Below are 26,411 nucleotides of genomic sequence, written 5' to 3'. Positions count from 1 at the left end.
CGGGCCGCCCGTCGTCACACCCCCACGGCGGCGGGCAGCACGCCGCGTCCGACGGCGGCGACCAGCGCGTGGTGGTCACGTTCGGTCTGGTCGGCGTAGCTGCGGGCGAACCGGCACAGTGCGCGGTCGGCCTTGTCGCTGCCACCGAGGTAGCCGGCGATCATCGACGCCCCGCTGGTGCGGGCGTGACCCTTGGCGAGCAGCAGACCGCACACCCCTGCGTAGTCGGCGAGTGCGGGAGCGTCGATCCCGTCGAGGACGACCGCTCCCTTCATGTCCCGGAACTGGCGCACGTAGTACTGCCGGGCGCCCACGGTCGTCCAGCCCAGCAGCGGGTCGCTGACGGTCTGCAGCGCCTGCTGGTACTCCACGACCCGGTGCCCCTGGTGCGCGTGCCGGGCCGACTCGCCGTGCACGAACCGGGCGACGACCGAGCGGCGCGCCTGCTTGAGCTGCAGGAACACGACGTCGTCCGGGCTACTGCCCTCGCAGAGCGCGATGTAGGCGCGCAACCCGACCGAGCCCACCCCGACCACCTTGTGCGCGACGTCGACGAGGTGGTAACCGCCCAGGACGCGGGCCCACTGCGGAGGCAGCGTGTCCAGGTACTCGTCGAGCGCCGCGACCAGTCGCTCGGCCTGCGCGGCGTCGGGACGGGTGATCAGCGGGGGTTCGGAAATGATGCGGCGGGTCCCGTCGAGTTCGCGAGTGAAGCGGGGCAGCGCTCGGTCACTCGTGCGCCGCCGGGCCCGCCGCGCCGCCTGGTCGATCTCCCGGCTCGTCGCGTCGTGGGTGGCGGTGCGGCGCAACCGGTCGAGATCGACCCGTTCGTAGGAGCGGCCCAGCAGCGGCTGGTCGGCCAGGTAGCTCAGGTGCCGGCGGTAGGCGGCGACGCAGCGCGTGACGGCCTCGCCACAGTCCTGTTCGGACGCGTTGTTCTGGCGGCCGGCGACCCAGACGCTGGCGACGAGGCGGCGCAGGTCCCACTCCCAGGCCCCGGGGTGGGCTTCGTCGAAGTCGTTGAGGTCGAAGACCAGGTCGCGTTCGGGGGAGGCGTAGAAGCCGAAGTTGCCCAGATGCGCGTCGCCGCAGATGACGGGCGTGATCCCGGTGGCCGGCAGCCGCCCGAAGTCCTCGGCCATGATCCCCGCCGAGCCGCGCAGGAACGCGTACGGCGACGCGGCCATCCGGCCGACCCGCACCGGGATGAGCCGCTCCACCCGGCCCTCGTGGCTCGCGATGATCTGCTCGACCGGGTCGGGGCGGTTCCCCGGGGCCGCCCACCGGCCCAGCGCCGAGCGGGGGGCCCGCTCGCGCAGGCTCCGCCCGAGCGCGTATCGGTCCCGGCGCGGGACGGCGGGCCGGCGCAGCGAGCCGAAACCCTCGCTGTCGGCCGATGCGAGGATCGGGTGCCGGGGCCCGGCGCCCAGGGTGGCCGAGGACAGCCGCTCCGGTCGTCCGTTGCCACCGGCGCCGGGCTCGGCCGGCGCCGGCGCCGGATCCTGCGCCACGACGATCGCCCCCTCGCTGCCGACGCGGGGCCGCCCGGCACCCAGGGCCGGGGCCGGCGGCAGCGCCGAGGATGGCAGATCGGCGCCGCCTCGCGGGAGGTTCGCTTCCGCTCACCGGTGGTGCCCGGGCGGCCCCGCGTCCGCACCGAACCGGGGCACCCGGTCAGCGGAAGTTGACGTTCCCGCGGTCCGGCGCTTCTGGTGCACTGGCTGGCCGATGCGCCCGGACCGGCGGGCCCGACCCGGCTCAGCCGGACCCGGGCACCTGCCGGACCCCCGGGCCGGGCATCGGGTGAGGAGGGATCGGCGTGACGAGCATCCCGGAGATGGACGGCGGTTACACGCTCCTGGGCGAGTCCCGGGGACCGGTGGAAGGGCAGACGCTGGAGGTCATCTCCCCGGTGGACGGCTCGGTGGTCGGCCGGGTCCACGAGTTCACCCCGGAGGAGATCGAGACCGCGCTGAACGCCGCGGCCGAGCAGCAGCCGGCCTGGGCCGAGCAGCCGCTCGATGTCCGGGCGCGGCTGCTCGCCAAGACGGCCGATGTGCTGGAGGCCCGCGCCGACGAGCTGGCCGAACTGCTGGTCATGGAGGTGGCCAAGGCCCGCAAGGACTCCCGCGACGAGGTGCTGCGCTCGGCGGACTTCATCCGATTCACGGCGGAGGAAGGCAAACGGATCGTCGGCGACGCGCAGTTCTCGGACGCCTTCCCCCGGCAGCCGTCCAGGTCATCACCGGCCGTGGTTCCCGGATCGGGGACCTGCTCGTCCAGCACCCCCGGGTGGACATGGTCTCGTTCACCGGGTCGACCGAGACCGGTCAGAGTCTCGCCAGGAAGGCCGCCATGATCCCGCTGCAGCTCGAGCTCGGCGGCAAGGACGCGGCCATCGTCCTGTCCGACGCCGACCTGGAGGCCACCGCGTCCGACATCGTCTCGGGCGCGTTCGCCTACTCCGGCCAGCGATGCACCGCGGTCAAGCGGGTCCTGGCCGTCGACGCGTCGTCGGCGCAGGGTGCGGTACGGATGACCGAGGCCGCCGTCGCGAAGGGCGCGCGGCTGGTGCTCGGCGGCACCCGCGAGGGCAACCTGGTCGCCCCGACGCTGATCGACCACGTCACGCCGGACATGGACATCGCCTGGGTGGAACCGTTCGCGCCGGTGCTCCCGATCATCCGGGTCCGTAACGCGGAGGAGGCCGTACGGCTGGCGAACCGGTCCGAGTACGGGCTGCAGGCGGCGATCTTCTCCCGCGACGTCGACGTCGCGATGCACGTGGGCCTCGCCCTCGACGTCGGCACCGTGCAGATCAACGGCACGACCGCACTGGTCTTCAACATGCGCCCCCTGGACCTGGAAACGGTGCGCTGAGCAGGAGGAAGACATGACCATTCGGGTTGGCGTCAACGGCTTCGGCCGGATCGGACGCAACTTCTGGCGGGCGGCCGACGCCCGGCGGGCGGCGGGTACCTCCGACATCGAGATCGTCGCCGTCAACGACATCACCGACCCCGCGACACTGGCGCACCTGCTGCGCTACGACAGCATCCTCGGCCGGCTGCCGCACGAGGTCACCTCGACCGACGACGACATCGTCATCGACGGCACACCGATCAAGGTGCTGGCCGTGCGCGACCCGGGGGAGCTGCCCTGGAAGGACCTCGGCGTCGACGTCGTGGTCGAGTCCACGGGGCTGTTCACCAAGCGGGACGCCGCGGCGAAGCACCTCGACGCCGGGGCGAGCAAGGTGGTGATCTCCGCCCCCGCCACCGGGGAGGACATCACGGTCGTGATGGGGGTGAACGACTCGGCCTACGACGGCTCGCAGACGGTCATCTCCAACGCCTCGTGCACGACCAACTGCCTGGCGCCGATGGCCAAGGTCCTCGACGACACGTTCGGCATCGTGCGCGGCCTGATGACCACGATCCACGCCTACACCCAGGACCAGAACCTGCAGGACGGCCCGCACCGCGACCTGCGCCGGGCCCGGGCGGCGGCGATCAACATCGTGCCGACGTCGACCGGGGCGGCCAAGGCGATCGGCCTGGTGCTGCCGCAGCTGCAGGGCAGGCTCGACGGCTACGCGCTGCGGCTGCCGATCCCGGTGGGCAGCGCCACCGACCTGACCGCGACCGTGAGCCGGGAGACCTCGGCCGACGAGGTGAACGCCGCGTTCCGGGAGGCGGCCGAGGGGCCGCTGGCCGGCATCCTGTCCTACACCGAGGACCCGATCGTGTCCTCCGACATCGTGACCGACCCACACTCCTGCATCCTCGACGCGGGCCTCACCAAGGTCATCGGGGACCAGGTCAAGATCGTCGGTTGGTACGACAACGAGTGGGGCTACTCCAACCGGCTCGTGGACATCGCCGGCCTGGTCGGTTCACGGCCGTGACCACCATGAGGACCCTCGACGACCTGCTGGCCGAGGGGTTGTCCGGCCGAAGGGTACTGGTGCGCGCCGACCTCAACGTCCCGCTCGAGAACGGCCGCATCACCGATGACGGGCGGATCCGGGCCGGCGTCCCGACCCTGCGCCGGCTGGCGGACGCCGGCGCCCGGGTCCTGGTCACCGCGCACCTCGGGCGCCCCGAGGGCGGCCCGGATCCGGCGTTCTCCCTGGCTCCGGTGGCCGAGCGGCTCGGTGAGCTGCTCGGCGCGGACGTCGCCCTGGTCGACCTCGGGGACAAGGCGGGGGCCACCGTCGACGCGCTGCCGGAGGGGGCCGTCGCGCTCCTGGAGAACATCCGCTTCGACCCGCGGGAGACGTCGAAGGACGCCGCCGAGCGGGCCGCGCTGGCCCGGGAGCTCGCCGCCCTGGTCGGCCCGGACGGTGTGTTCGTGTCCGACGGCTTCGGGGTGGTGCACCGCAAGCAGGCCTCGGTCTACGACGTGGCACGTGAGCTGCCGGCCTACGCCGGGGGGCTGGTGCTCGCCGAGGTCGAGGTCCTGCGCACGCTGGCCGGGGATCCGCGGCGGCCCTATGTCGTCGTGCTCGGGGGCTCCAAGGTCTCCGACAAGCTCGGCGTGATCTCCGCGCTGCTGCCGAAGGTCGACGCGCTGCTGGTCGGCGGTGGGATGTGCTTCACCTTCCTCGCCGCCCTGGGGATGGGTGTCGGCGGCTCGCTGCTCGAAGCGGACCAGGTCGGGGCGTGCGACGGGTTCCTGCGCACCGGCAAGATCGTGCTCCCGCCGGACGTCGTGGTGGCTGACCGGTTCGCCGCGGACGCAGCCCACGAGGTGGTGCGTGCCGACGAGATCCCGGACAGCTGGATGGGCCTGGACATCGGCCCGGCCGGGGTCGCGAGGTTCGCCGACGTTCTCGCGAGCGCCCACACGATCTTCTGGAACGGGCCGATGGGTGTCTTCGAGCTGGCCCCGTTCGCGGGGGGTACGCGCGGGGTCGCGGAGTCGATCGCCGATGCCACCGACCGCGGCGCGACGACCGTGGTCGGCGGCGGCGACTCGGCCGCCGCCATCCGGGCGCTGGAGCTGGACGAGGCCGGCTTCACCCACATCTCGACCGGGGGCGGGGCCTCCCTGGAGTACCTCGAGGGCAAGCAGCTACCCGGACTCGCCGTACTGGAGCTCTCATGACCCGCAGGCCGCCGGCCCCGCCCTCGACGTCTCGGCCTCGCCGGCGCACGAGTGGGAGCAGGCCGAGTCCGCGGGCGCCGAGCTGCTCGTCACGGGCAGCCACGGGCGCGGCGGGTTCGGTGGTCTGATGCTCGGCTCGGTGAGCCATGCGCTCCTGCACCACGCCCACTGCCCGGTGGCCGTGGCGCGGGCCTGACCGCGCCGGCCGCCTCTGGCCCGATCGGGCCAGGGGACGTGCGCGTCAGTCCCGCGGGCTGTAGCGCGGGAAGGCGGCCTCGCCGGCGTAACGTGCCGCCTCGCCGAGGGCCTCCTCGATGCGCAGCAGCTGGTTGTACTTGGCGACCCGCTCCGAGCGCGCCGGAGCACCGGTCTTGATCTGTCCGGAGGTGGTGGCGACCGCGAGGTCGGCGATGGTGGTGTCCTCGGTCTCGCCGGAGCGGTGGCTCATCATGCAGCGGTATCCGCTGGTCTGGGCCAGGGTGACGGCGTCGAGGGTCTCCGACAGCGTGCCGATCTGGTTGAGCTTCACCAGCAGCGCGTTCGCCGCGCCCCGGATGATGCCCTCCTCGAGCCGCTCGGGGTTGGTGACGAACAGGTCGTCGCCGACGAGCTGCACCCGGTCGCCGATGGCCTTGGTCAGCTCGATCCAGCCGTCCCAGTCGTCCTCGGCGAGCGGGTCCTCGATGGAGACGAGCGGGTAGGAGTCCAGCAGGTCGGCGTAGATCTTCTGCATCTCGGACGCGGACCGGCCGCCGCCCTCGAACCGGTAGGTGCCGCCCTCGTAGAACTCCGTCGCGGCGACGTCCAGGGCCAGCACGATGTCGCGGCCGGCCTCGAACCCGGCCTGGCCGATCGCCTCGACGATGAGGTCCAGCGCGGCGCGGGTGCCGGGCAGGTCCGGGGCGAACCCGCCCTCGTCGCCGAGACCGGTGGCCAGCCCCTTGCCCTTGAGCACCGACTTCAGCGCGTGGTAGACCTCCACGCCGCTGCGCAGCGCGTCGTGGTACGTGCGGGCGCCGATCGGGGCGATCATGAACTCCTGCACGTCGACCGAGCTGTCCGCGTGCGCGCCGCCGTTGATGATGTTCATCATCGGCACCGGCAGCACGTGCGCGTTCGGGCCCCCGACGTAGCGGAACAGTTCGAGCCCGCAGGACTCCGCGGCCGCGCGGGCCACCGCGAGGGAGACCCCGAGCAGCGCGTTGGCGCCGAGCCGCGACTTGTCCGAGGTGCCGTCGAGGTCGAGCAACTTCTGGTCGACGAGCCGCTGGTCCGTCGCCTCGATGCCGATCAGCTCCGGGCCGATGATGTCCAGCACCCCGGCGACGGCACGCAGCACGCCCTTGCCGCCGTAGCGCGCGTCGCCGTCGCGCAACTCCACCGCTTCGTGCTCACCGGTCGACGCGCCCGACGGGACGGCCGCCCGGGCCAGCGTCCCGTCGTCGAGCGCGACCTCCACCTCGATGGTCGGATTGCCCCGCGAGTCGAGGATCTCCCGTGCACCGACCTGCTCGATCTCCACCACGTCTGCTCCCTGAGCCTGTCCGGCACCGGTGCGCCCATGCCCCGGCACGGATCGTGGAGTTGCACTGTGAACGCCTGATGTGGTCGCTGTACCGCCGTCTCCGGAATGCCGGGCGTCCGACGGTTCCGGCAGTGATCCGCGGCGGGCAGGAACGGCGACGGATCGGAGCATAGCGGGGCCCCACGCCGCTCTCGGGCAGTTCATCGGGCCATCCCGTCCAATGAAAGTGAAGCGGGACAGGGTCGAATGCCGCTGGCAAGCTCTCCGGCATGGGAACGTTGGTGTTGCTCCGGCACGGTCAGAGCGAGTGGAACGCCAAGGACCTGTTCACCGGATGGGTGGATGTGCCGCTCTCGGCGCAGGGCGAGGAGGAGGCCCTGCGCGGGGGCGACCTGCTGTCCGCCGCCGGGTTGCTGCCCGACATCGTGCACACCTCGGTGCTGCGCCGGGCCATCTCCACCGCGAACATCACGCTCGACGCGTGCGACCGGCACTGGATCCCGGTGCGCCGGGATTGGCGGCTCAACGAGCGGCACTACGGTGCGTTGCAGGGCAAGGACAAGCGGCAGATCCGCCAGGAGTACGGCGACGAGCAGTTCATGGCGTGGCGCCGCTCCTACGACACCCCGCCACCGCCCATCGATCCCGGCAGCGAGTACTCCCAGGAGGGCGACCCGCGCTACGCCGCGCTCGGCGAGGTCCCGCGCACCGAGTGCCTGGCCGACGTGGTCGCCCGGATGCTCCCGTACTGGGAGGAAGCGATCGTGCCGGACGTGCGCGCCGGGGGAGTCGTCCTGCTCGCCGCGCACGGCAACTCGCTGCGGGCCCTGGTCAAGCACCTCGACGGCATCTCCGACGCCGACATCGCGGGGCTGAACATCCCGACGGGCATTCCGCTGCGCTACGACCTCGACGAGGACCTGCGTCCCGTGAACCCCGGGGGCACCTATCTGGATCCCGAGGCTGCCGCCGAGGCGATCCAGGCCGTCGCCGCGCAAGGCAGATAGTCCATCAGCCATGTCGAGCAGGACGGGTGCCGACCCGTCCGGGGAGCCGAGGTCACCGTGTCACTGCTGACCGGCATCGGAGTGTGTCCCGGGGTGGCGGTGGGGCCGCTCGTCCGCATGGCGGAACCCGTTCCCGAACCCGCGGCGGTCTCCCCGGAGCCCGTCGACCGGGACGCCGAGCGGGCCAGGATCCGGCCCGCGATGGAGGCCGTCGGCACCGAGCTGCGTGCGCGCGCCGAGAAGGCCGAGGCCGAGACGAAGGCGGTGCTCGAGGCCACGTCCTACATGGCGGAGGACCCGGGCCTGCTCGACCTCGCGGAGAGCGGCGTCACCGACCGCGGGCTCACGGCGGCGCGCGCGGTCTTCGAGGCGGCCAACACGTTCCGGGACATGCTCGCCGCCGCCGGCGGGTACATCGGGGCCCGCGTGGCGGACATCGAGGACGTCCGGGACCGAATCGTCGCGGCGGTGCTCGGGATCCCCGTCCCCGGCATCCCGGATCCGGGCCACCCGTTCATCCTCGCCGCCCATGACCTGGCCCCGGCCGACACGGCGACGGTGGACCCCGACAAGGTCCTCGGCTTCGTCACCACCGAGGGCGGCCCGACCAGCCACACCGCGATCCTCGCCCGCACGCTCGGAGTGCCCGCCGTGGTGGCCTGTCCCGGTGCGCTGAGCCTGAACGAGGGCACGACGGTCGTCCTCGACGGCGGCCTGGGCACGCTGGACCCGGCCCCGAACGACGCGGCGACCCTGGACGCCGAGAAACGCATGGCGGCGCGCCGGGGAGCCCAGCACGTGTGGCGCGGCGAGGGCGCGACCGCGGACGGTCGCCGCGTGCTGCTGCTGGCCAACGTGGGGGACCCGGCCAGCGCCCGGGCGGCGGCGGACGCAGGCGCCGAGGGGGTCGGGCTGTTCCGCACCGAGTTCCTGTTCCTGGACGCGTCGACCGAGCCGACGGTCGCCGAACAGGAGGCGTCCTACGCGGAGGTCTTCGGCGCCTTCCCGCGCCGCAAGGTCGTGCTGCGCACCCTCGACGCCGGTGCGGACAAGCCGCTGGCGTTCCTCGACCAGGGTGAGGAGCCGAACCCCGCGCTGGGCGTGCGCGGTCTGCGCGTGGCCTTCGACCGGCCCGACATCCTCGACCGCCAGCTCGTCGCCGCCGCCGGTGCGGCGCAGCGCACCTCGGCGGAGGTCTGGGTGATGGCGCCGATGATCGCGCTGCCCTCCGAGGCGGCCTGGTTCGCCGACCGGGTCCGGTCGCACGGACTGCGCGCCGCCGGAGTCATGGTGGAGGTCCCCGCCGCGGCCCTGTGCGCCCGGCAGATCCTCGACGTCGCCGACTTCGCCAGCATCGGCACCAACGACCTCGCGCAGTACACCCTCGCGGCCGATCGCATGGCGGGCCCGCTGGCCGAGCTCAACGATCCCTGGCAACCGGCCCTGCTGCGCCTCATCCAGCTCACCGGGCAGGCGGGCGCCGAGACGGGCAAGTCCGTCGGGGTCTGCGGTGAGGCCGCGTCCGACCCCGTGCTCGCCGTCGTGCTGGTCGGGCTCGGTGTGGTGAGCCTGTCGATGTCGGCCAGGGTCATCAGCGAAGTCGGGGAACTGCTGAAGACGGTGACCTTCGACGAATGCGCCCGCCTCGCCGGACTCGCTCTCGACGCGGTGGACGCACAGCGGGCGAAGGCCCGCGTACGCGAAGAACTGCCACAGCTCGCAGAACTCGGCCTCTGAATAGCTCGGCACCGTCCGAGCAATTCCCCGGCGACGGCGCGATCCATTTCGGCGAGGTGGCTCATGATTGTGACGCTCACTCCGAATCCCAGCCTGGACCGGACCGTGGAGATCGATGAATTGCGCCGGGGTGAGGTGATCCGGGCCGTCGGCGGCCGGGTGGACCCGGGCGGAAAGGGCGTGAACGTCTCGCGGGCACTCGCCGCGGGCAACGTCGCGACGGTCGCGGTCCTCCCGTCCGGAGGCGCCGAGGGCAGCCAGCTCAGCGCGCTGCTCGCCCCGGTCGGCGTGCAGGTCGTCCAGGTCCCGATCGCCGGTGCGCTGCGCAGCAATATCACCATCGTCGAGCCGGACGGGACCACGACCAAGCTCAACGAGTCGGGCCCCGAGCTCAGCCGTGACGAGATCGAGGCGATCGAACGTCGGGTGGTCGCGGTCGCCGAGCACGCGGCGTGGGTGGTCGCGGCCGGTAGCCTGCCGCGCGGTGTCGGCACCGGTTTCTACGCCGAACTCGTCACCGTGGTGCGCGAGGCCGGCAACAACAGCGCGCAGGTCTGCGTCGACGCCAGCGGGGCGCCGTTCGATGCGGCCGTCGACGCCGGCCCGGACCTCGTCAAGCCCAACGCCGAGGAGCTCGCCGAGTTGGTCGGGCGTCCGCTGCGCCGCCTCGGCGACGTCGTCGACGCCGCGGCCGAGGTACGCAAACGCGGCGTGGGCACGGTGCTGGTGAGCCTGGGCGCCGACGGTGCGCTGCTCGCCGGGCCCGACGAGGTGCTGCACGGCTGGGCACCCCCGGTCCGGGTGCGCAGCACCGTCGGGGCGGGGGACGCGACGCTGGCCGGCTTCCTCGCCGGCGGCGGGCGCGGCCGGCCGGCGCTGGTCACGGCGCTCGCATACGGCACGGCGGCGGTATCGCTGCCCGGCAGCGTCATGCCGCGGCCCGCGGATCTCGACGCGGCCGCCGTCGTGGTCACCGACAACCTGGATCTCGATCGTCACCTGGGAGGCACCCCGTCATGACCGACGTCATCACCGCCGACTTCGTCGACCTCGAACTCGACGCCGGTGACCGGCAGGCCGCCGCACGTTCCCTCGCCCAGCGGCTGCTCGACGCGCAGCGGGTCACCGACCTGGACGGATTCCTGGCCGACATCGCCACCAGGGAGTCGCAGATGCCGACCGGGATCGAGGGCGGCATCGGCATCCCGCACTGCCGCTCCGCCCACGTCACCGAGCCGAGCCTGGCGTTCGGGCGCTCGGCCGCCGGTATCGATTTCGGTGCCCCGGACGGCCCGGCCGACCTGATCTTCCTGATCGCGGCGCCCGAGGGGGGCGACGCGTCGCACATGAAGATCCTCGCCTCGCTCGCACGCAAACTCGTCCGCCAGGACTTCAAGGACACGCTGCGGTCGATCGGCGACCCCGGGGAGGCCGCCGCGTTCATCCAGAAAGAGGTGGCGCCATCATGAAGTTCGTCGCTGTGACGTCCTGCCCGACCGGGATCGCGCACACCTATATGGCGGCCGAGGCGCTGGAGCAGGCGGCGGTCGACTCCGGTGACGAGATGTCGGTCGAGACGCAGGGTTCGGCGGGGTCGGAACCGTTGTCGCCCGAGACCATCGCCGCCGCCGACGCGGTGATCTTCGCCGCCGACGTCGAGGTGCGTGACCGTGAGCGGTTCGCCGGCAAGCCGTTGGTGCAGAGCGGGGTCAAGCGGGCCATCAGCGGGGCCAAGGAGATGCTCGAGGAGGCCAGGGAGGCCGCCCGGACGGGCGTGCCCGCGGGTGCGGCTGCGGCCGGTGCCGGGGATGGGGGTGCGCCTCCCGCCCCACAGACCAAGGTGACCGAGGGTGCGGGCTTCGGCTCGAAGCTCCGGCAGTGGCTGATGACGGGCGTCAGCTATGTGATCCCGTTCGTGGCGGCGGGCGGGCTGCTCATCGCGCTGGGATTCGCCCTGGGTGGCTACGAGATCAACGACGCGCCGAAGGTCACCGAGCAGTTCAACTGGGGCAGCCTGCAGTCCTGGGCCGCGTTGATGTTCCAGATCGGTGTCGCGGCCTTCAGCTTCCTGGTCCCGATCCTGTCCGGGTTCATCGCGTTCGCGATGGCCGATCGGCCCGCGCTGGTCCCCGGCATCGTCGGCGGCTACATCGCCACCCAGGTACCGTCCCCGCACGCGCCGGCCGGGTTCCTCGGCGGTCTGGCGGCCGGCCTGCTGTCCGGTGCGGTGGTGCTGCTGATCAAGCGGTGGAAGGTGCCGCGCGCCGTTGCCGGCATCATGCCGGTGGTCGTCATCCCGCTGGTCTCGACGGCGATCGTCGGGTTCGTCATGTTCATGGTGCTGGGTCCGCCGCTGGGCGCGCTCACCACGGCCCTGACCGACTGGCTGAACGGGCTGTCCGGCACGAACCGGGTGCTCCTGGGGGTCCTGCTCGGCCTGATGATGGGCTTCGACATGGGCGGCCCGGTCAACAAGACCGCCTATGCGTTCGCGGTGGCCGGGCTGACCACCGGGACCGAGACGAGCCTGCAGATCATGGCCGCGGTGATGGCCGCGGGCATGACGCCGCCGCTCGGGCTTGCGCTGGCGACCGTCCTGCGCAAGCGACTGTTCACCCACGTGGAGCAGGAGAACGGCAAGGCGGCGTGGGTCCTCGGGGCGTCGTTCATCACCGAGGGGGCGATCCCCTTCGCCGCCGGCGACCCGCTCCGGGTGATCCCGTCGCTGATGCTCGGCTCGGCCACGGCCGGCGCGCTGAGCATGGCGTTCGGCTGCACGCTGCGGGCGCCCCACGGTGGGATCTTCGTGGTCCCGCTGATCGGTAACCCGTTCCTCTACCTGCTGGCGATCGCCATCGGCACGGTGGTGACGACGGTCTCGGTCATCGCGCTCAAGAGCTTCCACCGTCAGCGGTCGGAGCAGGTGGAGACCGCCGCGACCGCGGCCGCCACCGCCTGAGGAGCATCATCCGTCGTGGGCGGGCCCGCGGGCCCGCCCACCAGTTGGAAGGACACCCATGCCTGAACGCAAGGTCGCCGTAGCCTCCTCCGTCGGTCTGCACGCCCGCCCGGCCACACTGTTCGTCCAGGCCGCGGCGAGACAGCCGGTCAAGGTCACCATCGCCAAGGTCGGCGGGGACGCGGTCGACGCCCGGAGCGTGCTGTTCGTGCTCGGCCTCGACGTCCGCAGCGGCGAGGAGGTCGTCCTCGCCGCCGAGGGGGACGGTGCCGACGCAGCTCTCGACGAGCTCACGGAACTGCTGTCGACCGACCTCGACAAGGTCTGAGGAAGGTCCCCAGACCCCGGCATCGACCCGCGGTCCCGGCCACGTCCGACCCGTGCCGGGTCCGCCCGGTCCCGCCCCGGGCGTGCCAACGATGCCCACCAGCAGGTCCACGCCGGTACCCGGCTGGGCCGCCATGATCGCCCCGGCGACGTCGCCGTCGAGCAGGAACTTGATCCGGGCACCCGCATCCCGGACCCGTTTGACCAGCTCCTCCTCGTGACGGGGGCGATCGAGGATGCACACGGTCAGGTCGGGCACCGTGACGCCGCGGGCGTTCGCGATGCGGTCGAGATTGGTCTCGATCGGCGCTTCGAAGTCGATCACCCCAGCGAGGTCGGGGCCGACGGCAAGCTTCTCCATGTACACGCACGGCCCCGGATCGAACATCGTGTTGCGCTCGGCGACCGCGACGATCGCCAGCGCGTTCGGCAGGCTCTTCGCGGTGAGGGTGGTTCCGTCGACCGGGTCGACCGCGAGAATCACCTCGGGGCCGGTCCCGTCGCCCACCAGCTCGCCGTTGTAGAGCATGGGCGCCTCGTCCTTCTCGCCCTCCCCGATGACGACGGTGCCCGGCATCGCGATGGTGGCCAGCACCGGCCGCATCGCGTCGACCGCCGCTTGGTCGACCTTCTCCTTGTCCCCGCGCCCCAGATGGCGGGACGCGGCGATCGCCGCGGCCTCGGTGGCCCGCACGAGGTCCAGGGCGAGGTTGCGGTCGAGGCCGACGAATACCAGCTCCGGCGTGCTGGTCATGATCGGCCACTTCCTCTCACGGCGCCGTCCATCGGGCGCAGGCTGCGGACGTTGCCGCCCGGCGGGCGGACGCGGTGGACGCCCGGCTCGCGCGGACGCACCCCCTGTGTTGCGGACAGCTCGCGGGTCAGGCTCCGGCCGGCGATCGTGAGGGCGGGCCGGATCGTCGGTAGCTCCGCGGCCGGATCCTCCACCCGCACCTCGAGCGCGGCCGCCACCTGCCCGCCGGGGCCGAAGACCGGCACCGCGAGGCCGCTGTGGTCCAGCCGCAACTCCCAGCGGGACACCGCCAGCCGGCTCAGCCGCGTCATCGCGAGCGCGCGGCGGAACCGGTCCGGTGCGGTCAGCGTGTACCGCGTGTAGGACGTCAGGCCGCGCTTGACGACCATCTCCACGTACTCGGGAGGGGAGAACGCGAGCAACGCCTTCCCCATCGCCGTCGCGTGGGCCGGGAGGACGGCGCCGCTGGAGAACGCCGACACCGGCCGGCGCCCGGGCAGCTTCTCGATGTAGGCGACCGCGCGGTCGCGCAGGACGCCGAGCCGGACCTCGGCACCCGTCGCGTAGGACAGGTCCTGCAGGATCAGCGGGGCCCGCTCCTCGATGGTGGAGCCGGGTCCGCCGACCGACCCGATGAGGCGCAGCGGCAGGCCCACCCGGTAGTCCCCGTCCTCGGTGCGGTCCAGGATCCGCCACGCGACGAGCTCGCGGGCCAGCCGGTGTGCGGTGGACAGCGGCAGGCCGGTCGCGGCGGCGATCTCGGTCAGGGTGTGTACGTAGCCGTCGTCGAGGAAGGTCATCAGGATCGCTGCTGCCTTGCTGATGACCGTTCTGCCCGAGGCTGCTGACTCTTCGGTCATGTGTCGTTTCCTTCTCTCCGCTCTCCCGGGGGCGGGAGGCGGGGCCTGTTCGGGCATCGGTGACGGGACGGCCGGCGTCGCCGGGGGCGCTGGCCCCGCCCGGCGACGGTGCTCACATGTACTGGCCGCCGTTGACGGAGTAGATCTGGCCGGTGATGAAGGCCGAGTCCGGATCGGCGAGGAACTCGACGACCCGGGCGACCTCGCCGGCCTCACCGAGCCGGCCGACGGGGATCTTGGCCACGACCTTGTCCAGGGCCTCCTTCGGGACCGCGGCGACCATCTCGGTGGAGATGTAGCCGGGGGCGACGGAGTTGACCGTGATCCCCTTGCGGGCGGTCTCCTGGGCGAGGCTCATGGTGAGACCGAACAGACCGGCCTTGGCCGCGGCGTAGTTGGCCTGGCCGATGTTCCCGGACTCGCCGATGATCGAGGAGATGTTGACGATCCGCCCGGAGCCGCGGTCGAGCATGTGCTGCAGCACGGCACGGATCAGGTAGAACGCCCCGGACAGGTTGACCTGCACGACGCGGTCCCAGTCGTCGGGTGTCATCTTGCGGACGGTCTTGTCCGCGGTGATGCCGGCATTGTTGACCAGGATGTCGAGGCGTCCGTGCTGGTCGAGGACCTCGCCGATGACCCGCTCGCAGTCCTCGTTCGACCCGATGTTGCCCTGGTGCACGCTGGAACCCGGGTGCGACTCGTGGAAGCGGTCCGCGGCCTCCTTGTCCCGCGAGTAGCCCGCGGCGACGGTGACCCCGCGGTCGGCCAGCCGCTCGCTGATGGCCGCGCCGATCCCGCGGATGCCGCCGGTGACCAGCGCGACCTGGCCCGTCATGTCTGCCATGATCGTTCTCCTTCCGTTCAGGCCGGGACGCGCAGGACGAGGGCCTCGCCCTGGCCGCCGCCGCCGCACAGGCCGGCCGCGCCGATCCCGCCGCCGCGCCGGCCCAGCTCCAGCGCGAGGTGCAGGGCGATCCGGGCCCCCGATGCCCCGACCGGGTGGCCCATGGCGATGGCGCCGCCGTTGACGTTGACCACCGACGGGTCGATGTCGAGGTCGCGCATCGACTGGAGGGCGACCGAGGCGAACGCCTCGTTGATCTCGAACAGGTCCATGTCGGCCGGTGTGCGGCCCTCCTTGCCCAGGGCCTTGGCGATCGCGTTGGACGGCTGGGACAGCAGCGAGGGATCCGGGCCGGCCACGACACCGTGCGCCCCGATCTCGGCCAGCACCGGCGCGCCGAGCTCCTCGGCCTTGGCCCGGCTCATCACGACGACGGCCGCGGCACCGTCGGAGATCTGGGAGGCCGATCCGGCGGTCACGGTGCCGTCGGCGGCGAAGGCCGGGCGCAGCCTGCCCAGGCTCTCCGCCGTGGTGCCCGGCCGCACCCCCTCGTCCTCGGTGACCGGCAGCGGCTCTCCGCGGCGCTGCGGCACCCTCACCGGCACGATCTCGTCGTCGAACAGGCCGTTCTTGCGCGCGGTGGTGGCCCGGTCGTGCGAGGACGCGGAGTACTCGTCCTGATCCTCGCGGCTGATGTTGCGGGCCTTGTTGTAGTAGTCGGTGGCGGCGCCCATGCCGAGCTGGTCGAACGAGCAGAACAACGCGTCGTGGGCGGTGGAGTCGACGATCTCGGAGTTGCCGTAGCGCAGCCCCGCTCGTGCCCCGGGCAGCAGGTACGGGCCGCCGGTCATGGACTCCATACCGCCGGCGACGACCACGTCGAACTCGCCGTAGCCGATGAGCTGGTCGGCCATCGCGATCGCGTTGAGCCCCGAGAGGCACACCTTGTTGACGGTGAGCCCGGGCACCGTCATCGGGATCCCGCCCTTGACCGCGGCCTGCCGGGCGGTGATCTGCCCGGCGCCGGCCTGGATGACGTGTCCCATGATCACGTAGTCGACCTGGTCGCCGGAGATCCCGGCCTTGTCCAGCGCCGCCGCGATGGCGACACCGCCCAGGTCGACCGCGGAGAAGTCCTTCAGCGAGCCGCCGAGCTTTCCGATCGGTGTCCGCGCACCGCCGACGATCACAGATCCTGGCATGGGAGTTCTCCCTTGCAGTTTTGCTGACTGGGGGATTACGTCTTCTTCTTCGGCATGTAGAGGTCGGTGAGCGTGCCCTCGAAGGCCTCGGCGGCCATCCCGATGGTCTCCGACAGCGTCGGATGCGGGTGGACCGTCAGGCCGATGTCGGCCGCGTCGGCGCCCATCTCGATCGCGAGCGCCGCTTCCGAGATCAGGTCGCCGGCCGACGGGCCGACGATGCCGCAGCCGATGATCCGTTCCGTGGTCTCGTCGAACAGGATCTTCGTCATGCCCTCGTCGCGGCCCAGCGACAGGGACCGGCCACTGGCGGCCCAGGGGAACACGCCCTTGCCGTACTTGACGCCGGCGGCCTTCGCCTCGTTCTCGGTGATGCCGGCCCAGGCGACCTCCGGATCCGTGTAGGCCACCGACGGGATGGCCTTCGCGTCGAAGTAGCTGTTGCGCCCCGCGGTGACCTCGGCGGCGACCTTGCCCTCGTGCACCGCCTTGTGCGCGAGCATCGGCTGACCGACGACGTCGCCGATGGCGAAGATGTGCGGCACGTTGGTGCGCTGCTGCTTGTCGACCCGGATGAAACCGCGGTCGTCGACCAGGACGCCCGCGTTCTCCGCCCCGATCTCCCGCCCGTTGGGCCGTCGGCCGACCGAGACCAGCAGCCGGTCGAACACGTCGGTCTGCGGGGCCTTGGAGCTCCCTGCGCTGGAGCTCCCTGCGCTCCCGTCGAAGGTGACGAGCAGCCCGTCCGGACGGGCCTCGACGGCGGTGACCTTCGTCTTGAGATAGATGTTCTCGTACCGCTCGGTGATCCGCTTGGTGAGTGGCGCGACGATGTCCTTGTCAGCCCCGGGGATCAACTGGTCCATCAGCTCCACGACGGTGACCGCCGAGCCGATCTCGGAGTACACCGTGGCCATCTCCAGGCCGATGATCCCGCCGCCGAGCACGAGCAGCCGCTCCGGTATGCCGTCGAGGGCGAGCGCACCGGTGGAGTCGATGACGCGCGGATCGTCGTGCGGCACGAAGGGCAGCGTGATCGGCTCCGAACCGGCGGCGATGATCGCCTGGTCGAAGCTGACGACCTTCGTGGAGCCGTCGTCGGCGGTCGCCTCGAGCTGGTTCATCGACATGAACCGCCCGGCACCCTGCACGGTCGTGACCTTGCGCTGGCGGGCCAGCCCGGCCAGCCCACCGGTCAGCCGCGAGACGACGCCGTCCTTCCAGCCGCGGAGCCGGTCGACGTCGATGGCCGGCCCGGTGAACGAGAGGCCGTGCTCGGCCATCTCCCTGGTCTCGGCGATGACCTTGGCCGCGTGCAGCAACGCCTTGGACGGGATACAGCCCACGTTGAGGCACACCCCGCCCAGGGTGGGCCACCGGTCGACCAGGACGACCGATTTCCCCAGGTCGGCGGCGCGGAAGGCGGCCGTGTACCCGCCCGGTCCGGCACCGAGCACCAGGACCTCGGCGTGCACGTCGCCGCGCTCGACGGCCGGCGGCCTCGGGGCCGGCGCGACGGCCGCCGCAGCCGCCGCAGGCGGCGGTGCCGCTGCGCCCGGCGCGATGTCCCGGGTCCGCAGATGCGCGATGACGTGCCCCTGGGACACCGTGTCGCCGACGGCGACCGTCACCTCCTCGATGGTGCCGGTCGCCGGGGACGGCACGTCCATCGTCGCCTTGTCCGACTCCAGGGTGATCAGCGGATCCTCGGCCGCCACCCGGTCGCCGGCCGCGACGTGCACCTCGATCACCGGCACGTCGGCGAAGCCGCCGATGTCGGGAACGTCGACGTCGATGCGCTCGTACACCCCGCTGGGCGAGCCGTAGTCCGCGGGCCCGGTCGTGGCGGGCGCGGCGTCCTCCCGGATCCGCTCCTTCGGTGGGGTGCCCGGGGGGCCGGCGGCGTCCACCGCCGCGATCACGGTGCCCCGGGACACGGTGTCGCCGACGCCGACCCGCAGCTCGGTGATCGTGCCCGCGAACGGGGCGGGCACGTCCAGGGTGGCCTTGTCCGACTCCAGGGTCAGCAGCGGGTCCTCCGCGGCCACCGTGTCTCCGGGCCTGACGTGGATCTCGATGATCGGCACGTCGGCGAAGTCGCCGATGTCGGGAACCTGGATCTCCTGCGCACTCATCGTTGAGCTCCCGGCGTGGTCAGAGGAGGAGGCGACGGTCGTCCTCGAGCAGGTGGCCCAGGTGCCGGGTGAAGCGGGCAGCCAGCGCACCGTCGATGACGCGGTGGTCGTAGGACAGCGAGAGCGGCAGCATCAGCCGCGGCGTGAACTCCGATCCGTTCCACACCGGCGCGGTCCGCGACCGGACGACGCCGAGGATCGCGACCTCGGGCGCGTTGACGATCGGGGTGAAGCTGGTGCCGCCGATACCGCCCAGGCTGGAGATGGTGAACGTGCCCCCGGACATGTCGGCCGGGGAGAGCTTGCCGTCGCGGGCCTTCGCCGAGATGACCCCGAACTCCCGGGACAGCTCGATGATCCCCTTGCGGTCGGCGTCGGAGACCACCGGCACGACGAGCCCGTCAGGGGTGTCCACCGCGATGCCGATGTTGTAGTAGTCCTTCAGGATCAGGGCGTCCTTCTCCGGCGTCAGCGAGCTGTTGAACTCCGGGAACTTCTTCAGCGCCGACACCACGGCCTTGACGAGGAAGGCGAGCAGGGTGACCCGGTAGCCTGCGCCGTCCGTGGCGGCCTTCGCCGCGGTGTCCAGCTCCTTGCGGTAGCGGTCGAGCTCGGTGATGTCGGCTTCGTCGTTGTGCGTCACGTGCGGGATGTTCAGCCAGGAGCGGTGCAGGAACGGCCCGGAGACCTTCTTGATCCGCGACAGCGGCCGGATCGTGACGGGTCCGAACTCGGCGAAGTCCTGGGCCGGGATCTCGGGGATCCCGGCTCCCGCCGGGGTGGTCGCGGCGGGAGCCGGGGGTGTGGCGGGGCCGCGAACGTGGCTCAGCAGGTCGTCCTTGGTGACCCGGCCCTTCGGACCGGTGCCGGTGACCGCAGCGAGGTCGATGCCGAACTCCCGGGCCATCCGGCGCACACTCGGCCCCGCATGGACACCGAGCGCGTCGGCGACCACGCCGGCGGCGGGCGCCGGGACCGGGCCGGGCGTCGGGGCGGTCATCGTCGGCGCGGGCGCTGCCGGCGCCGGTTCCTGCTGCTCGACCAGGGACGGGGGCGGGACCAGCGCGCCGTCGCCCGGCGCGAGCAGCAGGATCGGCGCGCCCTCGCTCACCTGGTCGCCGACCTTGACCAGCACGTCGAGCACCGACCCGGCCGCCGGGGCGGGCACGTCCATGGTCGCCTTGTCCGACTCGAGGGTGACCAGCGGATCCTCGGCGTTGACCTGGTCACCGGGGTTGACGTGCACCTCGATGATCGGCACATCGCTGAAGCCGCCGATGTCGGGGACCTTGACCTCGGTCGCGTCTGACATGTGCTCTTCCCCTCTTGCCCCAGGGATCCTGCTGGTCGTCGGCCTCTGTCACGGCCCGGGCCGCGGCAGGGGGGCGGGTGTCGGTCGGGGACGCGCGACTCAGGCGCGCGCCGGTTCGGGCTTGCCGGGATCGATCCCGTAGCGCCCGATCGCCTCGGCCACCGTGCTCGCCGGGATCGCCCCGTCCCGCGCGAGCGCGGACAGCGCCGCCACGGCGACGAAGCGCCGGTCGACCTCGAAGTGTTCGCGCAGGGCGCGGCGATAGTCCGAGCGGCCGAAGCCGTCGGTGCCCAGGACCGTGTAGGAGCGGGGCACGTAGGGCCGGATCTGCTCGGCGTAGGCGCGGATGTAGTCGGTGGCCGCGACCACCGGGCCCTCCGGGCGGTCCGCCAGGCAGTGCTCGACGTGGCTCTGCCTGCGTTCCTCGCCGGGGTGCAGCATGTTCCACCGCTCGACGGACATCCCGTCGCGGCCCAGTTCGGTGAAGCTCGGCGCGCTCCAGACGTCCGCCACGACGCCGAAGTCCTGCTCCAGCAGGTCGGCGGCCGCGATCACCTCGCGGAGAATGGTGCCGCTGCCCATGAGCTGCACCCGCGGTGCCGGCTCCCGGCCCTCCTCCGCCGCCCGCCCCTCGCGGAACAGGTAGAGGCCCTTGACGAGGTCCTCCCGGATGGTCGGGTCCTCCGGCATGGGCGGATGCCGGTAGTTCTCGTTCATGACGGTGAGGTAGTAGAAGACGTCCTCCTGCTCGGCGTACATCCGCCGCAGCCCGTCCTGGACGATCACCGCCACCTCGTAGGCGAAGGTCGGGTCGTAGGAGACGCAGTTCGGGATGGTCGCCGCGAGCAGGTGGCTGTGCCCGTCCTCGTGTTGCAGGCCCTCGCCGTTGAGCGTCGTGCGCCCGGCGGTGCCGCCGACGAGGAACCCGCGGGCGCGCATGTCCCCGGCCGCCCACGCGAGGTCGCCGATCCGCTGGAATCCGAAGATCGAGTAGTAGATGTAGAACGGGATCATCGGGGTGTCGTTCGTGCTGTAGGACGTGGCCGCGGCGATCCAGGACGACATCGCACCGGCCTCGTTGATCCCCTCCTGCAGCAGTTGGCCGTTGCGGTCCTCCTTGTAGTACATGAGCTGGTTGGCGTCCTCGGGCTGGTAGAGCTGCCCGACCTGGGAGAAGATGCCGAACTGGCGGAACAGGCCCTCCATGCCGAACGTGCGGGACTCGTCGGGCACGATCGGCACCACGCGCTTGCCGATCTGCTTGTCCCGCAGCAGCGTCGTCAGGATCCGCACGAACGCCATCGTCGTGGAGATCTCCCGTTCCCCGGTGCCCTTGAGCTGGGCGTCGAACGCCGTCAGCTCCGGCACGGGCAGCGTCTCGGACGAGCGTCCGCGGCGCGCCGGCAGGGCGCCACCCAGCTCTGCGCGGCGTTGTCGCAGGTAGGCGAGTTCCCTGCTCTCCTCGGGCAGCCGCAGGAACGGCACCTCGGCGACCTGGTCGTCCGGGATGTCGAGCCCGAAGCGGTCCCGGAAGGCGCGCAGGACGTCGACGCCCATCTTCTTCTGCTGGTGGGTGATGTTCTGGCCCTCGCCGGCCTCGCCCATTCCGTAGCCCTTGACCGTCTTGGCCAGGATGACGGTGGGCCGGCCGGTGTGTTCGACGGCGGCGGCGTAGGCGGCGTAGACCTTCTGCGGGTCGTGGCCGCCGCGGGTCAGCGCCCAGATGTCGTCGTCGGACATGTCCGCGACGAGGTCCAGCAGCTCGGGGTAGCGACCGAAGAAGTGCTGGCGGACGTAGGCGCCGTTCTTGGACTTGAAGTCCTGGTACTCCCCGTCGACGCACTCCTCCATCCGCTTGAGCAGCAGACCGGTCTTGTCCGCGGCGATCAGCGGATCCCACCCGGATCCCCAGATCACCTTGATCACGTTCCAGCCCGCGCCCCGGAACACTCCCTCCAGCTCCTGGATGATCTTTCCGTTGCCGCGGACCGGACCGTCCAGGCGCTGCAGGTTGCAGTTCACCACGAAGATCAGGTTGTCCAGCTTCTCCCTGCCGGCCAGCGAGATCGCGCCCAATGACTCCGGCTCGTCCATCTCGCCGTCGCCCAGGAAGGCCCACACGTGCCGCGGCGCGGTGTCGGCCAGCCCGCGGGCGTGCAGATACTTCAGGAACCGCGCCTGGTAGATCGCCATCAACGGGCTCAGCCCCATCGACACCGTGGGAAACTGCCAGAACTCCGGCATCAGCCACGGGTGCGGGTAGGACGACAGGCCGCCGCCTCCGACCTCCTGGCGGAAGTTCAGCAACTGTTCCTCGGTGATCCGGCCCTCGAGGAACGCCCGCGCGTAGATGCCCGGCGAGCAGTGCCCCTGCACGAACACCAGGTCCCCACCGTGGTCCTCGCCCGGCGCGTGCCAGAAGTGTTCGAAGCCCACGTCGTAGAGCGTCGCCGCGGACTGGAAGCTGGCGATGTGCCCGCCGAGCTCCGAGGACTCCTTGTTCGCGCGCAGCACGGTCGCCACCGCGTTCCACCGGATCATCGACCGGATCCGGTGTTCGATCTCCCGGTCACCGGGCTGCGGCGGCTCGCGTCCCGGGGGGATCGTGTTGAGGTACGGCGTCGAGGCCGAGTAGGGGACGGGCGCACCGACCCGGCGGGCCTCGCGCATCAGCTCCTCGAGCAGGAACGAGGCTCGGTCGGCGCCGTCGAACTCCACGACGGAGTCGAGAGCGTCAAGCCATTCGCGGGTCTCCAGCGGGTCCAGGTCTTCGAGCATCGGCGCTCCTAGGACGTCCCGCGGGACTGGCCCCGTGGCGCGCTAACACGTTTTAGCTTCGCTCCTGGAGCCAACTTGCGCGGTGATCCGAATGAGTGGGAGCGACCAGAGCCGCCCGGTTGCCCCGGAGGCCCCGGAGGTGAAGCCTCGCTGCTGGACAGGGGCTTGACTGTTCGCCGAAAGCAGGCTGCCAGACCCGCAGGTGGCGGGCAATGGGAGATTGTCACTCTCCGCCACGTCATGGCCGGTCTTGCGCCCGCCGGTCCTGTGACCTGCTCCGTTCGTCGGATGACGGGTGCATCCGCGCCGGGACCTTTCCGCTCAGCGGGATGGCGGCCCGACCGACGCGCGCTCCCGCAGCGGCATCGGCACCCACACCACCTTGTAGCCCCCGCCGTCGCCGTCGTGGCCGCCGCGGCTCCTGGACAGCAGCAGCTCGACCGCGATCCGGCCCATCTCGTAGTGCGGCAGGGCCACGCTGGTGAGCTTGGGCCGCAGCCACGACGCGAGGTCGGAGTCGTCGAAGGAGACGACCGATGTGTCGGTGGGGACGCCGAGGCCGGCCTCCTGCAGCGCCTGGTAGGCGCCCAGCGCGATGCGGTCGTTGTAGCAGATCAGCGCGCGCGGCCGACGCCCGCTTCGCAGGAACTCGCTGACGGCCTCGAAGCCGGACTCCGGCCACCACCTGCACGGGAGGAGACCGGCGAGGTCTGCGCCGCGTGCGTGCAGGACCTCGTTGATCCCCGCGTGGCGTTCGGACGCCGCGAAGACGCCCGGAACCTGCTCGCCCACGAGGTAGATGCCCTCCCGGTGACCGGCGTCGAGCAGCGCTGTCGCCGCGGAGCGCCCGGCCTCGCGCTCGTGGGGAAGGACGCTGGGCGCGGCCAGGCCGTCCGCGGTGCAGTTCAGCAGCACCAGCGGATGGTCCTGGATCCGTTTCGGCACCCGCGCGCCCCGGGTGAACATCGTGGCGTAGACGAAGCCGTCGACCTGGCGGTCGAGGAAGTGCTCGATGAGCCGCGCCTCGACCTCCGGGTCGTCCTCGGTCTCACCCACGTACAGCAGATGCTCCCGCGCCACGGCGGCGGCGAGGCTGCCGTGCACGATCTCGCCCGCGTACGGCTCCGTGGCGATGGTGTCGGACACGAGCGCCACGGTATGCGTGATCTTGGTGCGCAGGCCGCGGGAGACGAGGTTCGGCCGATAACCCAACTCGTGCGCGGCCCGCAGCACCCGCTGCCGGGCGTCCTCGGAGATCCGCATGTCGAGCCGGCCGTTCAGGACGAACGACGCGGTGGTCGGTGACACCTCGGCCCGTCGCGCGACCTCGGTCAACGTCACACGGGGCACCGGTCCAGACTGCCACGCCCCGCCGGCAGCGGCCCCCCACCGCGCCGAACCGTGCGATCGGCGGTCAGCGACACCGACCGGCGCCGGGGGAGGGCACCGCGGTGAACGTCTGCGGTGCGGCGAAGCCGCGATCGGAGAACGCCCCGGCGACGGCCGTGGCGACGGCGCCGGTGTCCGGGGCGTCGACGAGGGCGATGACGCAGCCCCCGAAGCCTCCGCCGGTCATGCGGGCCCCGTGGGCGCCGGCGGCCAGCGCCGCGTCCACGGCGACGTCGAGGTGCGCGACGGTGACCTCGAAGTCCTCGCGCAGCGAGAGGTGGGAGGCGGTCAGCACCGGCCCGATGGCGCGCGGATCGATGCCGGCCCGCAGCGTGGCCACGACGTCGAGGACGCGGGCGTTCTCGGTGACGACGTGGCGGGCGCGGCGGCGCCGGCGGGGGTCGCGGATGCGGTCGAGGTCGGCGGGTACGGCGTCGCGCAGGGCGGCGACGCCGAGATCCGCGGCAGCGGCGGTGCAGTCCGCGCGCCGGGCGGCGTACTGCCCGTCGACGAGGGTGTGCGGGGCGCGGGTGTCGACGACCAGCAGCGCCAGGCCACGGGCGGCGAGGTCGAGCGGGACGTGCTCGACGGCCATGGTGCGGGTGTCCAGGAAGACCAGCGTCCCCGCGCGGCCGTGCAGCGCGGCCATCTGGTCCATGACCCCGGTGGGCGCGCCGACGAACCGGTTCTCGGCGCGTTGGGCGAGCCGGGCGAGCTCGGTGCGGTCGGGCCGCCCCGCCGGAGCAGCCGTCGGAGTCGCGGTCGGAGCCGCCGGGGCAGCCGCGGTCAGATCGGCCAGCGCGACCGCGACCGCGCACTCCACGGCCGCCGACGAGGACAGCCCGGCGCCGATGGGGACGTCGCTGTCGAGGACCAGGTCGAGGTCGCGAACCGGATGCCCGGCGGTGCGCAGGGACCACACGACGCCGGCGACGTAGGCGCCCCAGCCGCCGACGTCCCCGGGGGAGACGGTCGCAGCGCTGAACCGGACGGGCTCGGGATCCTGCTGCAGGGAGCGCACGGTGGAGCCGGGCCCGGATGCGGGCGCGGCGGCGACCAGGGCGCGACGGTCCAGGGCGAGGGGGAGGACGTAGCCGTCGTTGTAGTCGGTGTGCTCGCCGATGAGGTTGACCCGCCCGGGCGCGGCCCACACCCCCGCCGGGTCGCGGCCGACCATGCGGGCGAAGGCGGCGGCGCAGCGCCCGGCTGCCCTGTCGTCCGGACCCGGGCCGGTGATCAGTCGCCGGCCGCCGGTCATGGCGCGGACCTGGGTGCGTCGCGCGCCGCCGTCGGGCCGATCTCGCGGAGCCGGGCGGCGACCTGCTCGGGCAGGGTGTCGTTGATGAACACGCCCATCCCGGACTCGGACCCGGCGAGATACTTGAGCCGGCCCGGGGCCCGGCGGACGGAGAAGATCTCCAGGTGCAGCCGGGCGAGGTCGCGGTCGGTGTGCACGGGCGCCTGATGCCAGCACGCCATGTAGGGCAGCGGGCCGGCCGCGTCGCCGTGCAGGGCGTCGAGCCGGGCGAGCAGGTCGAGGTACAGCGTGGCGAGGTCGTCGCGCTCGTCGGAGGTGAGGGCGGGCAGGTCGGGGGCACCCCGGTGCGGATAGAGGTGGACCTCCACGGGCCAGCGTGCCGCCGTGGGCACGAACGCGGTCCAGTGCGCCGTCTCCGCGACGACCCGGACAGCGGCGTCGCGCTCGGCGGCCAGCACGTCGGCGAACAGGTTGCGCCCGGTGCGGTCGCGGTGGCGGTGGGCCGAGTCGAGCTGGCGCCGCGTGCGGGGGGTGAGGAAGGGGTAGCCGTAGATCTGGCCGTGCGGGTGGTCCAGCGTCACCCCGATCTCCGCGCCGCGGTTCTCGAAGCAGAACACCTGCTCGACGCCGGTGTGCGCGGCCAGCCGAACCGTGCGGTCGGCCCACACGTCGACGATCAGCCGGACCCGTTCGGGGGACAGGCGGCTGAACGATGTGGTGTGGTCGCTGGAGAAGCAGACCACCTCGCACCGGCCGAGCTCACCGCCGAAGGCGGGGAAGCGGTTCTCGAACACGACGACGTCGTAGTCGGGTGCGGGGATCTCGGTCGCCCGCCCGGGCCCGGACGGGCACAGCGGGCACCGGTCGGCCGGGGGAAGGAAGGTCCGGGCCTGCCGGTGCGCGGCCAGCGCGACCCACTCGTCGAGCAGCGGGTCGTAGCGGATCTCCGAGTGCCCGGTCACGGGCGGCAGGTCCCGGGTGTCCGCGATCACCCGCCGGGCGCGGGGACTCTCGTCGTAGAAGACGATCTCCCGGCCGTCCGCCAGCCGGCCGGAGGTGCACGGGGGTGCGGCAGCCGCCCTCGCGGTGGTCGGGGGCTTCGTCATCGTGCCTCCACAGGACGCGGGAGAGGAGTCGAGCGGTCCGGGGGAGTCGCCGTCCGGTGCCTTACGTGAACAGAGTGCGACGAGACGTCGACCCAGGGCAACGATC

21 protein-coding genes and 2 pseudogenes are annotated in these 26,411 nt (G+C 72.2%); 11 read left to right on the top strand and 12 right to left on the bottom strand.

Annotated features, from left to right (window positions below; genetic code table 11):
* Positions 1-14 precede the first annotated feature (14 nt).
* The gene (locus tag HF519_RS03145; protein ID WP_312859863.1) at positions 15-1,511 is read right to left on the bottom strand and encodes a DUF2252 domain-containing protein; all 1,497 of its coding nucleotides are present in this window, start codon (positions 1,509-1,511) and stop codon (positions 15-17) included.
* A gap of 308 nt (positions 1,512-1,819) precedes the next feature.
* On the opposite strand from HF519_RS03145, the gene HF519_RS30230 reads away from it, so the two are divergent.
* The 5 genes and pseudogenes from HF519_RS30230 to HF519_RS03125 form a co-directional block, all read left to right on the top strand.
* Complete coding sequence (locus HF519_RS30230) at positions 1,820-2,359, top strand: aldehyde dehydrogenase family protein (RefSeq protein WP_211169459.1); 540 nt, start codon at positions 1,820-1,822, stop codon at positions 2,357-2,359.
* Positions 2,242-2,880 (top strand): aldehyde dehydrogenase family protein, encoded by a 639-nt coding sequence (locus HF519_RS30890; RefSeq protein ID WP_312859866.1) that lies wholly within the window; start codon positions 2,242-2,244, stop codon positions 2,878-2,880. Before HF519_RS30230 ends, HF519_RS30890 begins: the two co-directional genes overlap by 118 nt.
* Positions 2,881-2,893: 13 nt before the next feature.
* On the top strand, positions 2,894-3,907 hold the full coding sequence (gap, locus tag HF519_RS03135; RefSeq protein ID WP_169410087.1) for a type I glyceraldehyde-3-phosphate dehydrogenase: 1,014 nt from the start codon (positions 2,894-2,896) through the stop codon (positions 3,905-3,907).
* A 5-nt stretch (positions 3,908-3,912) separates the two neighbouring features.
* Complete coding sequence (locus HF519_RS03130; RefSeq protein ID WP_169410115.1) at positions 3,913-5,109, top strand: phosphoglycerate kinase; 1,197 nt, start codon at positions 3,913-3,915, stop codon at positions 5,107-5,109.
* Positions 5,110-5,176: 67 nt separating this feature from the next.
* A pseudogene (locus HF519_RS03125) lies at positions 5,177-5,305 on the top strand (universal stress protein); the annotation flags it as partial.
* Between the two features lie 45 nt (positions 5,306-5,350).
* Here the strand turns inward: HF519_RS03125 and eno are convergent.
* Positions 5,351-6,634: a phosphopyruvate hydratase gene (gene eno / locus HF519_RS03120; RefSeq protein WP_169410086.1), complete on the bottom strand. Its 1,284-nt coding sequence runs from the start codon at positions 6,632-6,634 to the stop codon at positions 5,351-5,353.
* 269 nt (positions 6,635-6,903) lie between these two features.
* Here eno and HF519_RS03115 point away from each other — a divergent pair, with 269 nt between their 5' ends.
* The 6 genes from HF519_RS03115 to HF519_RS03090 all read left to right on the top strand — a co-directional run bounded on the left by HF519_RS03115 (position 6,904) and on the right by HF519_RS03090 (position 12,665).
* The gene (locus tag HF519_RS03115; protein WP_169410085.1) at positions 6,904-7,641 is read left to right on the top strand and encodes a phosphoglyceromutase; all 738 of its coding nucleotides are present in this window, start codon (positions 6,904-6,906) and stop codon (positions 7,639-7,641) included.
* 57 nt (positions 7,642-7,698) lie between these two features.
* Complete coding sequence (ptsP, locus tag HF519_RS03110; protein WP_169410084.1) at positions 7,699-9,378, top strand: phosphoenolpyruvate--protein phosphotransferase; 1,680 nt, start codon at positions 7,699-7,701, stop codon at positions 9,376-9,378.
* Between the two features lie 63 nt (positions 9,379-9,441).
* On the top strand, positions 9,442-10,398 hold the full coding sequence (gene pfkB, locus HF519_RS03105) for a 1-phosphofructokinase (protein WP_169410083.1): 957 nt from the start codon (positions 9,442-9,444) through the stop codon (positions 10,396-10,398).
* The gene (locus HF519_RS03100) at positions 10,395-10,847 is read left to right on the top strand and encodes a PTS sugar transporter subunit IIA (protein ID WP_169410082.1); all 453 of its coding nucleotides are present in this window, start codon (positions 10,395-10,397) and stop codon (positions 10,845-10,847) included. The genes pfkB and HF519_RS03100 overlap by 4 nt, the downstream gene beginning before the upstream one ends.
* Positions 10,844-12,337 (top strand): PTS fructose transporter subunit IIC, encoded by a 1,494-nt coding sequence (locus HF519_RS03095; RefSeq protein WP_169410081.1) that lies wholly within the window; start codon positions 10,844-10,846, stop codon positions 12,335-12,337. The genes HF519_RS03100 and HF519_RS03095 overlap by 4 nt, the downstream gene beginning before the upstream one ends.
* Positions 12,338-12,395: 58 nt before the next feature.
* Positions 12,396-12,665, top strand: a complete 270-nt coding sequence (locus HF519_RS03090) for an HPr family phosphocarrier protein (RefSeq protein ID WP_169410114.1) — start codon at positions 12,396-12,398, stop codon at positions 12,663-12,665.
* Positions 12,666-12,701: 36 nt separating this feature from the next.
* Here HF519_RS03090 and HF519_RS03085 read toward each other — a convergent pair.
* The 10 genes and pseudogenes from HF519_RS03085 to galT all read right to left on the bottom strand — a co-directional run.
* A pseudogene (locus tag HF519_RS03085) lies at positions 12,702-13,418 on the bottom strand (fructose-bisphosphatase class II); the annotation flags it as partial.
* Positions 13,415-14,278: an IclR family transcriptional regulator gene (locus HF519_RS03080; RefSeq protein WP_169410080.1), complete on the bottom strand. Its 864-nt coding sequence runs from the start codon at positions 14,276-14,278 to the stop codon at positions 13,415-13,417. The pseudogene HF519_RS03085 and the gene HF519_RS03080, both read right to left, overlap by 4 nt.
* Positions 14,279-14,390: 112 nt before the next feature.
* A complete protein-coding gene (locus HF519_RS03075; RefSeq protein ID WP_169410079.1) occupies positions 14,391-15,125 on the bottom strand; it encodes a beta-ketoacyl-ACP reductase in 735 nt (244 codons plus the stop codon).
* 17 nt (positions 15,126-15,142) lie between these two features.
* Positions 15,143-16,327, bottom strand: coding sequence for an acetyl-CoA C-acetyltransferase (locus HF519_RS03070; protein ID WP_169410078.1), 1,185 nt, complete (start codon positions 16,325-16,327; stop codon positions 15,143-15,145).
* Between the two features lie 35 nt (positions 16,328-16,362).
* Positions 16,363-18,462, bottom strand: coding sequence for a dihydrolipoyl dehydrogenase (gene lpdA / locus HF519_RS03065; protein WP_169410077.1), 2,100 nt, complete (start codon positions 18,460-18,462; stop codon positions 16,363-16,365).
* 19 nt (positions 18,463-18,481) lie between these two features.
* The gene (locus tag HF519_RS03060; RefSeq protein ID WP_169410076.1) at positions 18,482-19,774 is read right to left on the bottom strand and encodes a 2-oxo acid dehydrogenase subunit E2; all 1,293 of its coding nucleotides are present in this window, start codon (positions 19,772-19,774) and stop codon (positions 18,482-18,484) included.
* Positions 19,775-19,873: 99 nt separating this feature from the next.
* Positions 19,874-22,552, bottom strand: coding sequence for a pyruvate dehydrogenase (acetyl-transferring), homodimeric type (aceE, locus tag HF519_RS03055; protein WP_169410075.1), 2,679 nt, complete (start codon positions 22,550-22,552; stop codon positions 19,874-19,876).
* A gap of 321 nt (positions 22,553-22,873) precedes the next feature.
* A complete protein-coding gene (locus HF519_RS03050) occupies positions 22,874-23,893 on the bottom strand; it encodes a LacI family DNA-binding transcriptional regulator (protein WP_169410074.1) in 1,020 nt (339 codons plus the stop codon).
* Positions 23,894-23,966: 73 nt separating this feature from the next.
* Positions 23,967-25,199: a galactokinase gene (galK, locus tag HF519_RS03045; protein WP_211169457.1), complete on the bottom strand. Its 1,233-nt coding sequence runs from the start codon at positions 25,197-25,199 to the stop codon at positions 23,967-23,969.
* Positions 25,196-26,305 carry a galactose-1-phosphate uridylyltransferase gene (gene galT, locus HF519_RS03040; protein WP_169410073.1) on the bottom strand — a complete coding sequence of 370 codons (1,110 nt, stop codon included), beginning with the start codon at positions 26,303-26,305 and terminating at the stop codon, positions 25,196-25,198. The genes galK and galT overlap by 4 nt, the downstream gene beginning before the upstream one ends.
* Positions 26,306-26,411: the final 106 nt, after the last annotated feature.

Source organism: Pseudonocardia bannensis, assembly GCF_012911875.1.
GTDB classification, from domain to species: domain Bacteria; phylum Actinomycetota; class Actinomycetes; order Mycobacteriales; family Pseudonocardiaceae; genus Pseudonocardia; species Pseudonocardia bannensis.
Note: the sequence above shows the minus strand (reverse complement) of the source record. Positions and strands in the feature narration are given on the sequence as shown.

Excerpts from the sequence above, each read along its gene's own strand:
- HF519_RS03130 (WP_169410115.1), top strand. The coding sequence starts at position 3,913 with ATGAGGACCCTCGACGACCTGCTGGCCGAGGGGTTGTCCGGCCGAAGG.
- HF519_RS03090 (WP_169410114.1), top strand. The coding sequence starts at position 12,396 with ATGCCTGAACGCAAGGTCGCCGTAGCCTCCTCCGTCGGTCTGCACGCC.
- pfkB (WP_169410083.1), top strand. The coding sequence starts at position 9,442 with ATGATTGTGACGCTCACTCCGAATCCCAGCCTGGACCGGACCGTGGAG.
- lpdA (WP_169410077.1), bottom strand. The coding sequence starts at position 18,462 with ATGAGTGCGCAGGAGATCCAGGTTCCCGACATCGGCGACTTCGCCGAC.
- HF519_RS03095 (WP_169410081.1), top strand. The coding sequence starts at position 10,844 with ATGAAGTTCGTCGCTGTGACGTCCTGCCCGACCGGGATCGCGCACACC.
- HF519_RS03060 (WP_169410076.1), bottom strand. The coding sequence starts at position 19,774 with ATGTCAGACGCGACCGAGGTCAAGGTCCCCGACATCGGCGGCTTCAGC.
- HF519_RS03080 (WP_169410080.1), bottom strand. The coding sequence starts at position 14,278 with ATGACCGAAGAGTCAGCAGCCTCGGGCAGAACGGTCATCAGCAAGGCA.
- galK (WP_211169457.1), bottom strand. The coding sequence starts at position 25,199 with ATGACCGGCGGCCGGCGACTGATCACCGGCCCGGGTCCGGACGACAGG.
- aceE (WP_169410075.1), bottom strand. The coding sequence starts at position 22,552 with ATGCTCGAAGACCTGGACCCGCTGGAGACCCGCGAATGGCTTGACGCT.
- HF519_RS03100 (WP_169410082.1), top strand. The coding sequence starts at position 10,395 with ATGACCGACGTCATCACCGCCGACTTCGTCGACCTCGAACTCGACGCC.
- HF519_RS03070 (WP_169410078.1), bottom strand. The coding sequence starts at position 16,327 with ATGCCAGGATCTGTGATCGTCGGCGGTGCGCGGACACCGATCGGAAAG.
- gap (WP_169410087.1), top strand. The coding sequence starts at position 2,894 with ATGACCATTCGGGTTGGCGTCAACGGCTTCGGCCGGATCGGACGCAAC.
- HF519_RS03115 (WP_169410085.1), top strand. The coding sequence starts at position 6,904 with ATGGGAACGTTGGTGTTGCTCCGGCACGGTCAGAGCGAGTGGAACGCC.
- HF519_RS03075 (WP_169410079.1), bottom strand. The coding sequence starts at position 15,125 with ATGGCAGACATGACGGGCCAGGTCGCGCTGGTCACCGGCGGCATCCGC.
- galT (WP_169410073.1), bottom strand. The coding sequence starts at position 26,305 with ATGACGAAGCCCCCGACCACCGCGAGGGCGGCTGCCGCACCCCCGTGC.